Here is a 13,810-nt window from a genome sequence, read left to right on the forward strand (position 1 = left end):
TCCGGCAGGGCCGGACTTTCCGCCTAGAGTGATCGGTGATGGCGCGAGGGCGAGGACAGAAGGGTGCCAGCGGCACTCCGGAGATGAGAGGCGCGATGCGCAGCCTTCGTCGACCCGGTGCGAAGATCGGCGGGACCAACTTCACCCTGCGTGCCCGTGAGCGCATCGACCCGATTTACAACGAGACTTTCCGGCGCCGTATCGAGGTCTGGTGTCGCGCCCGCGCCGGCGACAGGAACATCCGGATCGAGTTCGGCTCCTCGGGCTCCTACACCGACATGGCCGGGAACATCACCGTGGACAAGACCGTCCCCAAGGACGGGCGCCCCGGGGACAAGGCCCTCGCCACCTGGGGCCTGACCAGCCACGAGCTCTGCCACCACCGCTGGACCGCGGCGGATGTCTTCAATGAGTTCATCGCGAAGATGAAGGACGACGTCGCCGAGAGCGGCGAGAAGATCAAGAAGATCCGCGGCAGGTTCGCGAAGCTCCCCGACTGGGCGAAGATCGTCGAGGCGGAGAAGGAGCAGCGGGCCGCCTCCTTCCAGCACGGACAGATCGCCTCGATCGTCGCCGGGATGGAGAAGGAGATCCCGAACATGGCGCCGGCCGATGCCAAGGAGGCCAAGAAGCAGCTCACGCTGATGAAGGCCGAGATGGTCCGCCTGGAGGCTGAGGCGACCGCCGCCGGCCAGCGCCGCGACGCGCTGATCGCTCCGAACCAGAAGGCCTTCGACAAGCTCACCGCCGAGCTTCACGCCGAGCAGCGCAAGCAGATCGCCGCGGTGGAGGGCAAGGACGTCTGGAACATCATCGAGGACGGGCGGATCGAGACCCACCTGCGCGTCCACGAGCCGAACGAGTACCGCCAGATCAGCATGCTCAACCACGTCTACCCGCGGGTCCCGAAGGTCTACAAGTCGGATCAGGACGCCTTGGTGCCCTGCCCCGACGGCTACGTGCCCGTGGATGTGGACGGCAACCCGCTCGAGGTCGTGGTCTCGCCGGACGGGACGAAGATGGTGAAGATCCCGGCGGGCGTCGACATTCCGGTCCTCGGCGACAAGCCGCTCGACTACAAGCGCCAGATGCGGGCCGCTCTCCTGTGTGAGTCGGTCCCGGAGTTCACCCTCGACGGGGAGCTGCTGCACCCGAAGGTCCAGGCCTGCCTGGACGAGTGCCGGCCGCTGATCGACGAGGGCGTGCGCGGCAACACCCGCGAGTGCATGGAGGCAAGCGCCAAGGTCACCGAGATCCTCGCCCGGCACGGGATGCTTCCCGACCCCGAGGACGAGAAGTCCAACAACGGCGGCCAGCAGCAGCAGGGCCAGGGCGGCGAGAGCGGAGGAGATCCCGGACAGGGTGGCGGCCAGGGCCAGCCCGGCCAGGGCCAGCCCGGTCAGGGCGGCGGCCAGGGCGGAGACGAGGAGCAGTCCGGGGGCGACTCGGGCCTCGACACCGGTTCCCCCTTCGACACCGGTGATGAGTGGGATGAGCGCGGAGACGCCGGTAAGGCCGGCGACGGCACCTCCGACACGACCGGCAGCGCCAAGGAGGGTGACGACGGTGGTGGCATCAGCGACGCCGACCGCAAGGACGCCGAGGAGAAGAAGGCCGGGTCCGCGTCGGGCGATGAGGCCAAGGAGGCCGCCAAGCAGGCCGAGAAGGACGCGGCAGCCGACGTCGCCAAGGAGAGCGGCCGGGGCAACGCGGCTGACAAGGCGGGCGACATCGACGGAAAGTCCTGGGGTCCGCCCGCCAACCAGAAGATCACCGGGATCGAGAAGATCGCCCCGCAGGCACCGACTCCCCCCTCGGGCCACCTGACCCGCTACGGCAACCAGCTCGCCGCACAGCTCGAGCTCGTCCGCACCCAGGCGACTGCGCCTCGTCGCCGCCAGGAGAGCGGCCGCCTTGACCGGCGCCGGATCACCTCCGCCGCGATCGGCAAGCCGGACGTCTTCGTCCAGCCCGGCCGGGACTTCGATGTCGACCTCGCCGTGGACACGGTCGTCGATCTTTCCGGGTCGATGAACTCGGCCCGCAAGCAGCTGCAGGACTCCGCGCAGACGATGGTGATCGCGATGGAGAAGTTGAAGGTCCCCCACAGCGTTTACGGCTTCGACTCGGGCGGGTCGAGCGCCCACCACTATGAGCTCGTCGGGTACGGATCCCGCGCGAACGGCCTCGGCGCCATCGCCGGCTCCCACATGGTCGGCGGCGGCGGGACGCCGACCGCCGAAGCGGTCGAGTTCGCCAACGCCCGCCTCTCACAGCGTCGTGAGCAGGCCCGGGTCATGGTCATCTTCACCGACGGCATGCCGAACGACATCGAGGGGACCAGGCGTCAGATCGAGGCGGCCCGCAGCCAGGGCATCACGGTCGTGGGCGCCTACTACAACACGGCCCCTGCGAGTCACCGCGGCCAGGAGGTCGAGGGGATGAAGAAGCTCTTCGGATCCGACTTCGTCCACCTGGAGGCGATCGGCGACCTCCCCAAGCACGTCGGCAAGCTGATGATGAAGCTCATCAAGCCGCGCCGGCGCCACTGACCGGCTAGCCCCGCGACCTTGTGACAGATGCGGTCGGCGCTTGTTCCCCGCACCTAGGATCACGGCGTGGCCTACAGCATCACCCCCGACGGGGACCTCGTCGAGACCGTGTGCGTCCGCACCGACTGGCGTTGTCCCTGCGGAGAGCAGGCCGTCTCGCGCCGTGAGCTGCCCCGGCGCGCAGGCAGCGTCAGCATGGCGGTCCTGATGGCCTGTTGCCTCGAGGAGGCACGACGCATCTGTGAGTGCGGCGCGCCTCTCGACCATGGGACAGGTCGCACCCAGGCCATCTATCAGCTCCCGGGGCGCGCCCCTGTCCTGTCCGCCGTTCTGCGCGGCCGGCCCGGTGTGGCGCGGTATGCGGACTACCTGGTCTCGTCGAGCCGTGATGAGGCGGAAGCCCTCGGCGGCACTCCGCTTCCCTCCGGCGCCAGCGACTACGAGCTCGCGCACCGTGCCGGCAAGCCGGCGAGCATCGACGCCGCCTGGCAGGACGCCGTGGTGATGCACCGGCTCGGAGCCGGTGGGTTGATCAGCTTCCCCTGCGGGCCCGGGGTGGCGCTGATCGCCGCCTCGGATCCACGGCGCGCCTGCGCGGCGGCTGAGGTCCTCGGACTGCCCTCCCCGGCCTGCCTGGACGGCGCCGTCGGCGTGGGCGCCCCCGCTCTCTGGCTCTCGGTGGACGTGCCGGCGATCACAAGCGAGCTCGCCGTCGCGGCCTCGTACTGCGGGGTCCGGATCGAGGAGGACCGCGGCCGCCTGCGTCTCTGGTTCCGCAACCGGCGGGTCCACGAGCACATCGACGTCCGCGCCCTGGTCGAGAACGGGGTCAGGGCCTCCCGTGATCCGGTCCTCGAGAGCATCCGCTGGTTCCTGGATGCACGGCCGGCACTCGAGCGCAGGGAGCGCGAGACCCGCCACCGCTAGCCCCGGCCCGCCGGGGAGAACAGAAAAAGGCGCGCAGCCCAAGAGGCCCGTCCTAGCATCAGCCTCGTGGACGTCATCCGCTACCAGGAACTTCGAGAGGGCACCGGCTTCGCGATCGAAGAGGACGGCCGCAGGGTCGCGCTCTACGCCGATCACGCCCGGGTCGCCGAGCGGGCCCTCGGGTCCGCGCGCAGCCTCGACCAGCTGATCAGCGGCTACCGGATCCTCCGCGAGTTCCCGCATCAGGACTTCTCCCTGAGCGACCCCTTCACCGGTCGCAGGCTCGTGATCCGCTTCGATCACCGCCTGGCCCGTGCCGATGAGATCGCCGGAGAGATCATCGAGGCCGACTCGGGGGAGATCTACCCGTGGATCGCCGCGAAGGTCGCGTCCCCGGTGTTCGCGGATCGCACGAACCTGCGCAGCTGGCTGTCGCCGGGGATCGCCCCGCGCGCCGAGGCCGGCTGGGCCTACCGCGTCCCCGGGCAGCTGACCGGCGACGACCCGGTCTATGCCGCCCGGATCCGCGGCGCCATCCAGACCTTCGTGCTCGCGATCGAGGACCCGGACAGCTCCTCGCTGCCGGCTGACTGGTCGCTCGGCAACGTCTTCAGCCTCACGAACCCTCCCCCGCCTCCGACGCTCGCTCCGGACCTGGACGCGATCGACCTTCCTGGGGACACCGACTTCGTCGGGGTCCCCGCGCTGGTCTCCACCCCCTCCTGAGGGCAGTGGAAGATCGCTCGTTGACGGGGCGGTAACGGACATCATCGGCGGCGATGGACGAGCCCCCGAACACTGACCAGCTGCCGGTCCCGGCCACCGGAGAGGGCACCGAGATCACCCCGGTCTCCCAGTATCCGACCGGAGTCGAGAGCCTGATGCCGGTCGGCGCCGACGGCGTGGTCGCGACCATTGACGAGGAGGACGAGGAGAACCTTCCCGATCGCCAGCAGCCGGCCGAGGCGCCGCCGGATGTACGCGACATCCCGATCGAGGACCTGTTCGAGATCGCCAACATCCGCCCCCAGTACTACGGGGTGGAGGAGCTGAGCGAGTCGATGCGGGTCCAGGGGCAGCTCGAGCCGGCGATGGTCCGCCCCGCTCCCCCGGGCGCGACCCACGACCGGCCCTTCGAGCTCGTCTTCGGCTACCGACGGAAGCGCGGCGCCGAGATGCTCGGATGGAACTGCCTGCGCTGCGAGGTCCGCGACCTGAGCGACGCGGGGATCCTCGACGTCATGATCACCGAGAACCTCCAGCGCGAGGACCTCTCGGCGATCGCCGAGGCGAAGGCGATGAAGGCCCTCGTCGAGCTCGGGGGGCTGAGCCAGGCAGCGGTCGCGCGCCGGCTGGGCGTCTCGGCCTCGCATGTCTCGCACCGGTTGCAGCTGCTGACGCTGTCGGCGCCGGTGATCGAACAGATCGACAAGGGCGAGATCTCGGCCAGCCACGGCGAGGCGCTCGCGTGCCTGCCGGCGGCCAAGCAGGAGGCCTTCGCCAACCGCGCGGCCTCCGGCGGAGTCAGCGTCACCAAGCTCTCATCCTGGATCCGCACCGCCAAGCAGGAGCTCGAGGAGGAGGCGCCGCCTGATCCCGAGGACCTCGAGCCGGTGGGGCCCGAGGACGCCACCCAGATCCCCCACGTGGTGCTTCGCGCGGACCTCGATGAGGACGATCAGACACGCATGCTCGTCTATGTCCTGCTGCGCAGCTGCAACGACCAGGAGATGCTCGAGTACCTCTTCGAGACCGAGGGTCTCGGCTACGAGCAGATCTGGGACTGGGTCCGCGGCCTGGACGCCGAGGACGCCCGGACGCTGACCGGGCGCCTCGTCCGCCGCTACCTGGAGGCCGGGCACCGCTTCTCATCGCTCGAGTCCAGCCTGGTCTCCGACCTCGGCGACGGGGCCGACCCCGAGCGCCGCGAGTCGTACGCCCTCACCGATCTCCCTGCGGTGAGCGCCGACCGCTCCGGGCTGGGGGACCTGCCCGACATGGGCGCCCTCCCGCCGGCGCCGGAGGCCGATGACTCATGGCTGCCGCCGGCCGCCCTCGGCCCCGCTGCAGAGTCCTGGGGTGGCGACACCTCCTGGACCGATGAGCTGCGCGTGGATGAGGCCGCGGGCGAGATCGTCGAGCCGGAGATCGTCGAGGCCGAGACCGACGACGATGGCAACTTCGCGCTCGCTGCCGAGGACGAGGAGCCCGACGCGGACGAGACCGGGACCGACGAGGGCGTAGAGGCCGATGAGGACGATGGCTCGATGCCCCTGTCCCTCGCCGAGGAGCTCTCCGACGCCCTCGCCGAGCGCCAGGGACTCGACCCGGAAAAGGCCCTCGACCTCGGCCAGCGGGTCGAAAACGCCGGTGCTCCGCTCGTTGCGATCGCCGAGCAGTGGATCGCGTCCGGTTCGCTGCCGGCAGCACCGCTGGTCGCCGGCTTCTCACCCGCGGGCCTGCTCACCCAGCTGGGCAAGCCCTCGCTGGTTTTCAGCTCGCTGATCGCGTTGGTCGAGTCGACCGAGGCCGCCCGAGCCCGCCTGGAGGGCCTCGGGGTCCTCACCGGTGAGGCGCAGATCGTGGCTGCCCTGGTCTCACGCCAGCAGGTGGAGCCCGAGAAGGCCCGTGGCCTCGTCTCCCGGGTGGCTGAGCACGACCAGATCCTCGAGGCCGCCCTCGAGTGGGTCGAGCACGAGGCCTTCGGCTCCGAGCCGGTGATCGCGGGCCTCAACCCGACCAGCCTCGAGGCCCGCCTCGGCAAGCCGAGTCTCGTCCTGAGCGCCCTGGTCGCCCTCGAGCGCGACCCGGAAGCCGCCCTCGCACGCCTCGGTTAGTCCGCCTGGGCGAGCTCCAGGACGCGCTGATGGGCCTGCGCGCGCAGGAAGGGGTCGAGGTTCCCGCTCTGGAGCGCCGCGTCGTTCATGACCTTCAACCCGGACTCGTGGTCGCTGACCGCGCGGTAGGGATGAAGGATGTAGGAACGCTTGCGCTGCCCGAAGCCGGCGCTCGCCGGCGCCCCGCGCATCGTGGCGAGCATCCTCTCGTGCTCCACGCGCTCGCGCTCGGCCAGGCGGGAGCTGAGCAGTGCCATGGCGATCTTTCGGTTGGCCTGCTGTGAGCGGTCCGAGCTCGCCTGGGCGCTGATACCGCTCGGCGTGTGGGTGATCCTGATCGCGGAGTCGGTCTTGTTGCGGTGCTGGCCCCCGGGGCCCGAGGCCCGGTAGGCCTCAACACGCAGGTCCTGGGCGGAGACCTGGAGGCCCTTGACTCCGTCGATGCGGGGGATCACCTCGACCGCGGCGAAGCTCGTCTGACGCTTGCCCTGCTGGCCGAAGCGCGAGAGATGAGAGACGCGGTGGACGCCGGACTCCCCCCGGAGCAGGCCGTAGGCATTCGGGCCGCCGATCTCGATGACGACCTGACGGATGCCCTCATCCTGGGCGTAGGAGAAGTCGATCTCGCTGACGCGCCGGCGTGAGCCCTCGGCCCAGAGCAGGTACATCCGCAGCAGCTGTCCGGCCCAGTCGCGCGCGTCGGCGCCGCCTGCCCCTGCCCGGATGCTGAGGATCGCCGGCCGGTTGTCGTGAGTGCCCCCGAAGGCACATGAGAGCGTCAGGGCGTCGAGGCGTGCCAGGGTCTCGGATTCGAGGACATCGAGTTCGTCCTGGCCGGGTCCGTCGGCGTCGCCGCGGAGTTGATCGATGACTGACAGGTCAGAGGCGAGGCGGTCCGCCTCGGCGTGACCCTCGCGATCTCCTGCCCGGCTAAAGGCAGCGCCCAGCAGCTGCGGCGAGATGCAGCACCTGCGAGCGCGGATGTCCGGGGGCGAGTTCAGTCATGACACCTGGTGACGATACAACGCCGGTGAGGCACGACGTGTTCATCTCGCGTCGGCCTCGGCCTCCGCCTGGGCGAGTCCGTGAAGCGTGGCCGCAAGACCGCGGCGGAAGGCGACCTGCGTCGCCGCCGCTCCGACCTCGAGCACCAGCGGCACCCCCAGCCCGAGACTGAGGCTGCGCAGGTCATGGAAGACCCGCTGGTAGTCCTCGTCCCGCCACCCGAGCTCGCTGATCCCATCGAGCTCGTGCGCGTCGAAGCTCGCCTCGACGAGGATGAGACCGGGTCGGTGCGCGACGAGAGCGCCGAGGACGGCCGTCCACTCCTCGGCGAAGGACTGGCCGGCGTCGGTGCGCACCGGTCGGTTGAGGATCCCGGGGTCTGCGCTCTGCAGCCCGGTACCCGGGTAGAACGGGAACTGATGGATGCTCGCGGCGAGGACCCGCGGGTCGGCGCAGAAGATCTCCTGGGTCCCGTTACCGTGGTGGGCATCGACGTCGACGATGGCGACGCGCTCCACCCCTTGAGAGAGAGCCTCCGTGGCGCCTACCGCGAGGTTGTTGATCAGGCAGGTCCCCATCGGGCGGTCCACGCCGGCGTGGTGGGAGCCGGGACGTGCAAGGCAGATCCCGACCCGCTTTCCCCTGTCCCCGAGGCCGTCCCGGACGGCCTTCGCGATCGCGCCGGCGGCCGCCCTGATCGCCGCCGGCGTCTCACGGATCACGGGGGTCTCGGGATCGAAGTGACCTCCTCCGGAGGCGGCGAAGCGGTCGATGTCGCGGAGGAGACGCAAAGGGTGGACCCGGGCGATCTGCTCATCTGTCGCCGGGGTGCACTCCCCCTGCGGGCGCCCTTCCAGCATCTCCCGTGCCCATCCGAGCTCGGGCGGAGCGAGGGGGTAGTCGAGGCACGCAGACGGGGCGTAGACACGAGCGCGCGAGCTCGTGGGTCCGGGAGCGAGCCATATGGCCGGGACCTGGGCCATGGGCCACGAGCCCGCCGGCCGATGGGCGTCGGGTGTGATCATCGACCGCTCACAGACGAGGGAGCTGTCGAGCTCGCGCTGCCAGGTGGCGATGTCGCCGACGGCGGCGCAGAGGAGTAGAGGCAGGTCGATCTCCGGCAGCCCCTCGCAGTAGTGGAGGAAGGCCAGATCGTCGGCCTGGGCGGGTCGCCATCTCGGGTCGGCCGACTTGAACCGCCGCCAGAGGGCCGGGTCGAGGTGACGCAGGAGGCAGCCGAGCTCGGGCGCGTAGGCGAACGCCTCGCTCAACGGCCCGAGGCGAGCGAGTTCCCTCATGCGCTCGAGCGTGTCCCAGTTCTGCCTCACGCGGCGAGCATGGGCGCGCAGGGAGGCGACGCAAGCGAAGTTCGCGCTCACAGCATCACCGCGGCCTGACTCTCAGTCGATGGAGAGCCTCCCCGTCATCCGCCCGGGCGCCGCGGCCGACGCCGACGCCGCTCATGAGATCGAGAACCTCGTCTGGGCCCCGTTCCACTACGAGGGCGATGAGGTGATCGAGTGGGACTACGACACCGCGCTGTGGGTGGTAGCCGAGGACACCCGGCAGATCATCGCGACCGCCGACGGCTGCCTGGTCGACTGGGACGGGGATCCCCGGAACCTCCCGCCCTCATGGATGGAGGTCCTGCGCCGGTCCTCGACCGCCGATCCGGCCGGTCGCTGGGCGAGCGCCCTCGGAACGAGCATCCTGCCCGAGCACCGCGGCGGAGGCCTGGGTGCGCGGATGCTGGTCGGGCTCAAGGATCAGGCCACCCAGCGCGGGATGCGCGGGATGCTGGCGCCGGCGCGCCCGTCCGCGCGCCACAGCTGGCCACAGATGACGCTTGCCGACTACGCGGCCTTGCGCCTCGATGACGGCCGGCATGCCGATCCCTGGATCCGCGCGCACGAGGCGATCGGTGGGCACATCATCGGCTGGTGCGAACGGTCACTCGAGGTCCACGCGGCGCACGAGGTCTGGGAGCGGTGGGCCGGCTACCGGCTGCCATCCGAGGGACGCTGCCTGTTCCCCCGCTCGATCGGCTGGCTCGAGCTCTCGGGCGGACAGGGATGTCTCACCGAGGACTCCATCTGGATCCTGCATCCGATCGACCCGGACCTAGTGGAGCTTCTCTCACGGACCCGGCCGGACGAGATCGAGGAGCGGCGCTCCCTCCTCTCCCCCGCCGAGCCTCAGCCGAGCGGCAGCGCCATCTGATGCTCGGCGGCCGGGGCAGAGGCCTCGGCTTCGGGCTGGATCGCGTAGCCGACCAGGGAGACCAGCTCGAGGGCCTCTCTCGCTCCGAAGCGGTCGATGACGACCCACTGGCCGGCGGTGGCGATCACCTCGGCCTCGAAGACGTCCTGATCGCGAGGGTGGACCCATGGTGCCGGTGAGGCGATCTGGGTGATCGGAGGGAGGTCGACGATCTCCGGCCGCGGCAGCCAGGCGGTGTTCGTCAGGCGCCGGCGAAGCCCCTCGGCCAGCAGCCCGAGCTCGCTGCGCATCGAGGCGATGTCGTCGGCACACCACATGGCACTGAGGCGCTCGGTGTTGCTCGCGCGGTCCGCCACGCCGAAGGCCCGGATCGTCGCCTCGAGGCGCCGGGCGAGCAGGCCGTCATCGCGGGCGACGATCAGGGCGGCGGCCGCGCCCTGCTCCACCAGGCGCTCGCGGCGGCGGTGCCAGCGGGCGACTCCGACCTTCATCATCCCCGGGCCGAAGCTGGCCAGGTAGACGGCGTGGTTCTCGGGCTGGACGCACTCGGCGCGACGGGCGGGGTTCGAGCAACGCAGACCGGTGCAGCGAAGACAGGGGATCAGCTGGGCGCGCTCGACGCAGGCCTCGCATTGGTTGCCCCGCAGCAGCTCCGAGCTCTCGGGGCAGGGGACAAGGCGCGGGGAGTCGGGTGCCCGGTAGCCGATGCAGCGGCGCGGCCCGAAGACCCGGAATGACAGGTGGGAGCCGATCGTCTCGATCCGCTTCTCGCTCGCGCTGACCAGGGACCGCAGCTCGAGGGCCGGTCGGGTGCCGTCATGTCCGACACCCGTGACCAGCCATGAGCCGCTCAGGGGCTCGGGACCGTGGAGTTCTTCATCCATCACGACCTCGATCGTAGGCCCCGAGCGGTCCGTACCCGCTGGATCCTCGGACTCCCATGAGGTCAAGCAGGGTGCGCACCGCGTGTGGGGGGCGCTTGACCTCGGCCCCGGCGCGGGCGACTCGAGGCGCCGGGTCTCGTACCCACCTCTTCCCTCTCTCCCCCACCTTCCGCGTTGAGTCAGACTGCCCCGAACCCGGAGCCTGTGGGCTTTCCGACCGTGATCACTGCGTGATCACCACACGATCAGACCTGGGGTGCTCACGGTCCGATCACGGCGTGATCACGCCGCGGGCCGGCTCCGCTCAGGGCCCGCCCGCGCACCGGGGCTGTTGCTGGCCATGGCTGCTCACGGCTGCGACTCGCTCCGGGCCGTGTCCGCTCGTTGCCCTGGTCTTGTCGGGGGCCGCCGGGGGCCATCATGCGGCCGCGACCTGGCCGTGGCCGTGGAGGTGCCGGGCCATGCCCGCGGCGTGTCGTGACCGTCATGAACCATGGCCCGCGGTTGCTCCAGCCCCAGTCCGCTCTCTGCCCTGGCTCGGGCTCCGGGTGGCCCGAGGCAATGCCAGGCCGGACCCGGGCCCGGTCCGCTGACTGACCACGGCCTGGGCGCTCCGTGCCCGGTGGGGGAGAGGGCATGGCCGGGCGCGCGCCCGGACACGGGGGCGCCCGCGTGCATGGAAGGAGTCGCCCCTGCCGCGGCGAACAGCGCACCATGATTGCTCACGGAACAGACTCAGCCCGCGCCCTGCTCGAGCCCCCTGCGGCCACTGAGCGGGCGGCCATCATCGCCGTCGCCGCCGAGAAGGGCGGAGTGGGGAAGACCACCATCAGCTTCGAGCTCGCAGCCCAGCTCGACGCGGTCCTCCTCGATCTGGATCACCACGGGGGAGGGGCCACCTCCATGTGGGGCTACCGCCAGGAGCGGTTCAAGCGCGCCCCGCTCCTCGAGGCCCTCGAGGCCGGCCCGGACGGACGGGCTCCGACGCCGCGGCGGGCTTCGCGCCGCCCGCGACTCGTCCCGAGCCACCCGGACCTCGCTGTCCTCGAGCTCACCGACTCGGACATCGCCGACTGCATCTCCGCCTGGTCGCGCACATGGGACACCGACTACGTGGTCATCGACACCCCGCCGGGGGACAACCTCCTTGCCGACGCGGCGATCAGCGTCGCGGATCTCGTCCTCGTGCCGGTCCCGCTGCGCTCCCGAGAGCTCGACGCCCTCGAGCGGATGGCCGACCTCTTCAGCGCGTACCGACTCGTGCTGGTGCCGAACATGGTGCCGCGCACCCCGCCGCGGGGCTTCATCGAACGCCTGCGGAAGCTCGCCCTGGCGCGCGCCGACCAGATCGACGTCGCACCCGCGATCTCCGACCACCTGGTGCTGTCGCGCCGTGTCCTTCGGACCGCCCTCAGCTCGCAGGAGAGGGGATCGGCCCGCACCGTGGCGGCCCAGCAGGAGCTTGCGCGCCTGGCCGACCATGTCCGTTCCCTGCTTGTGGAGGTGCGTCGCTGATGGCTGACTCGGTCGGAGTACTCGACGAGCTCGCGCAGCGCGGGCGCGCGCGGCGGACGGCTCCGCCCCGGCGTGCGGTCCCCGGGTCGCCGCGCATCGGCGAGAACGCGGCGCCCGCGCCTCCCGCCGCCTCCCAGGTCGCGGACGCCCCCGTCTCGACTGCGCCGGCGCCCGCCCCGGCCTCCGAGCAGGCGCCGGCGATCGCCGAGCCCTCGATCCCGCGCCGCGCGCGCGAGTCGGTCCTGCGCGAGCCCGAGCGGATGGTGAACGTCCACGCGCGCCTCGGACTCTCCCAGCACGAGCGGCTCGATCGGTTCATCGCCCTGATCGAGCGGGAGGGGTGGGGTACCACCTCGAAGATCGAGCTGATCCAGATGCTCGTGCACGAACTGCCGGAGGTGCCCGACGAGTCCTTCGGCGAGCGTCTTCGGGTGTTCCGTCAGGCCCAGGCGCGCGGGTACTGAGCGGCGCGCTCAGGTCAAGCAGACCCGGCAGCGGGTGCGGGGTCTGCTTGACCTGAGATGCCGAGCAGGGCGGAGAAGGCGGGCGGGGGCCCGATCTTCAGGTCGGCGAACTCGGTGCGGCTGAAGAAGACCCACTGCAGGAGCGGGTAGAGCCGCAGATCACCCGGGGCGACGTCGATCATCTCGCGGAAGATCTCCGCCGCCAGGTCGCGGTCGCCGCCGGCCATGGAGGTGAAGTGGTCGGCCCGGTCCGGGTGCGCGCGGTGAACCCACGAGCCCGGCTCCTGACGCGAGGTGCCCGGAGGGTAGCGCCGCTCGGCCCGGTCGTACCAGTCGGCGAGCAGTGACCAGAGAGCTTCGTCCGAGAGCTCGTTGAGGCGGCGCAGGAGCATCGCCGGCTGACCGATCTCGACCGCGTCGAGGCTGAGGCCGTACTCGCCGAGGAGAAGGTCGAGGCTCGCGCGCGGCTCGGGGGTGCAGGCGAGGTGAACCGAGAACTGCGGGTCGGCCTCGAAGTGGAGCTTCAGGACCTCCTGATCGCTCTCCACGTGGCGCAGGGCGCTGGCGGCCCGCTCCTCGAAGGGGCGGCTGAGGTCGAAGACGGGATCGCCCTCCGCACCGGGAGGGATGTCGTCGAGGCGGAAGTGTGCGAGGGCGACCGCGCGGTCCTGATCGATCACCAGCACGTCCGGTCGCTCGGGCCAGGTGCGCACCTCGACGTGCCGGAGGACGACGGAGCTCATGCGGGCAGACTCTCACGGGAAGGGGTGTCCGTCATCTGCGCCCGGATCACGGCGATGAGCTGGCGCGCGGCGCAGTCGTCGGCGACCAGCTCGGGATGCCCCTCCTGGTTCATGGTGACCAGGGTGTCCCCGCCGGGGCGCGACAGGGCGAAGCCTGTCTCGCAGCGGTTCGCGACGTATGCGCCCCCGAGAAGCGGACCCTCGGAGGAGGGGCGTGAGACGAGGTGGGAGATCAGAGCCAGGTCGGCCGGCAGCATCAGACGCGCGCAGAGCAGCCCGACCGCTCGCGCGGGGGCTCCGACCGCCCGGGTCCGCGCCGCCGCCGCCGCTTCGAAGGGCTGCTCCGAGCTGACGACAGGCAGTCCGAGTGCGATCGCATAGCCGATCTCGAACATCGCACTGCCGCCGATGTAGCCGCCGGGGTTGACGACGTAGAGGAGGTTGCTCGACCGGATCGCTGTGAGCTGGTGGTCGGCCGCCCGGCGGGGATCCTCAGGATCACCCTCGAGCCGCACGAAGTTGCCGGCGTCCTCGATGACCCGGCCGGATGTCGGACGCAGCACCGAGATCCCGAGCTCGATGAACTCCTCGCGAGCCCTGAGGATTGCCGACAGGTGCTTGCGGTAGCTGCCGGAGATGGTCACGGTCGCGTTCACGGCGTCG

General features: G+C 70.8%; 12 protein-coding genes. 7 read left to right on the top strand and 5 right to left on the bottom strand.

Features of this window, described 5'->3' with window-relative positions:
* Nucleotides 1-95 precede the first annotated feature (95 nt).
* The 4 genes from IU369_RS22660 to IU369_RS22675 all read left to right on the top strand — a co-directional run bounded on the left by IU369_RS22660 (nt 96) and on the right by IU369_RS22675 (nt 6,316).
* A complete protein-coding gene (locus tag IU369_RS22660) occupies nt 96-2,552 on the top strand; it encodes a VWA domain-containing protein (protein ID WP_217924705.1) in 2,457 nt (818 codons plus the stop codon).
* A 66-nt stretch (nt 2,553-2,618) separates the two neighbouring features.
* Nucleotides 2,619-3,479, top strand: a complete 861-nt coding sequence (locus IU369_RS22665) for a hypothetical protein (RefSeq protein WP_217924706.1) — start codon at nt 2,619-2,621, stop codon at nt 3,477-3,479.
* A gap of 66 nt (nt 3,480-3,545) precedes the next feature.
* A complete protein-coding gene (locus IU369_RS22670; protein WP_217924707.1) occupies nt 3,546-4,205 on the top strand; it encodes a hypothetical protein in 660 nt (219 codons plus the stop codon).
* A 53-nt stretch (nt 4,206-4,258) separates the two neighbouring features.
* Nucleotides 4,259-6,316 (top strand): ParB/RepB/Spo0J family partition protein, encoded by a 2,058-nt coding sequence (locus tag IU369_RS22675; protein WP_217924708.1) that lies wholly within the window; start codon nt 4,259-4,261, stop codon nt 6,314-6,316.
* Here the strand turns inward: IU369_RS22675 and IU369_RS22680 are convergent.
* A complete protein-coding gene (locus IU369_RS22680) occupies nt 6,313-7,317 on the bottom strand; it encodes a PCRF domain-containing protein (protein ID WP_343233269.1) in 1,005 nt (334 codons plus the stop codon). The genes IU369_RS22675 and IU369_RS22680 overlap by 4 nt on opposite strands.
* A 45-nt stretch (nt 7,318-7,362) precedes the next feature.
* Complete coding sequence (locus tag IU369_RS23715) at nt 7,363-8,649, bottom strand: histone deacetylase family protein (protein WP_217924710.1); 1,287 nt, start codon at nt 8,647-8,649, stop codon at nt 7,363-7,365.
* Nucleotides 8,650-8,728: 79 nt separating this feature from the next.
* Between IU369_RS23715 and IU369_RS22690 the strand changes: the two genes are divergently transcribed.
* The gene (locus tag IU369_RS22690; RefSeq protein ID WP_217924711.1) at nt 8,729-9,541 is read left to right on the top strand and encodes a GNAT family N-acetyltransferase; all 813 of its coding nucleotides are present in this window, start codon (nt 8,729-8,731) and stop codon (nt 9,539-9,541) included.
* Here IU369_RS22690 and IU369_RS22695 read toward each other — a convergent pair.
* Entirely contained in the window at nt 9,517-10,425 is a 909-nt protein-coding gene (locus IU369_RS22695; protein WP_217924712.1) for a DUF2797 domain-containing protein, read from the bottom strand. The genes IU369_RS22690 and IU369_RS22695 overlap by 25 nt on opposite strands.
* Before the next feature lie 714 nt (nt 10,426-11,139).
* Between IU369_RS22695 and IU369_RS22700 the strand changes: the two genes are divergently transcribed.
* Both IU369_RS22700 and IU369_RS22705 read left to right on the top strand, forming a co-directional pair.
* The gene (locus IU369_RS22700; protein WP_281426263.1) at nt 11,140-11,940 is read left to right on the top strand and encodes a ParA family protein; all 801 of its coding nucleotides are present in this window, start codon (nt 11,140-11,142) and stop codon (nt 11,938-11,940) included.
* Entirely contained in the window at nt 11,940-12,404 is a 465-nt protein-coding gene (locus tag IU369_RS22705) for a hypothetical protein (protein ID WP_217924714.1), read from the top strand. Before IU369_RS22700 ends, IU369_RS22705 begins: the two co-directional genes overlap by 1 nt.
* A gap of 14 nt (nt 12,405-12,418) precedes the next feature.
* Here the strand turns inward: IU369_RS22705 and IU369_RS22710 are convergent, their stop codons facing one another.
* Nucleotides 12,419-13,147 (bottom strand): hypothetical protein, encoded by a 729-nt coding sequence (locus tag IU369_RS22710; protein ID WP_217924715.1) that lies wholly within the window; start codon nt 13,145-13,147, stop codon nt 12,419-12,421.
* The gene (locus IU369_RS22715) at nt 13,144-13,803 is read right to left on the bottom strand and encodes a hypothetical protein (RefSeq protein ID WP_217924716.1); all 660 of its coding nucleotides are present in this window, start codon (nt 13,801-13,803) and stop codon (nt 13,144-13,146) included. Before IU369_RS22715 ends, IU369_RS22710 begins: the two co-directional genes overlap by 4 nt.
* Nucleotides 13,804-13,810: the final 7 nt, after the last annotated feature.

Source organism: Miltoncostaea oceani, assembly GCF_018141545.1.
Lineage (GTDB): Bacteria > Actinomycetota > Thermoleophilia > Miltoncostaeales > Miltoncostaeaceae > Miltoncostaea > Miltoncostaea oceani.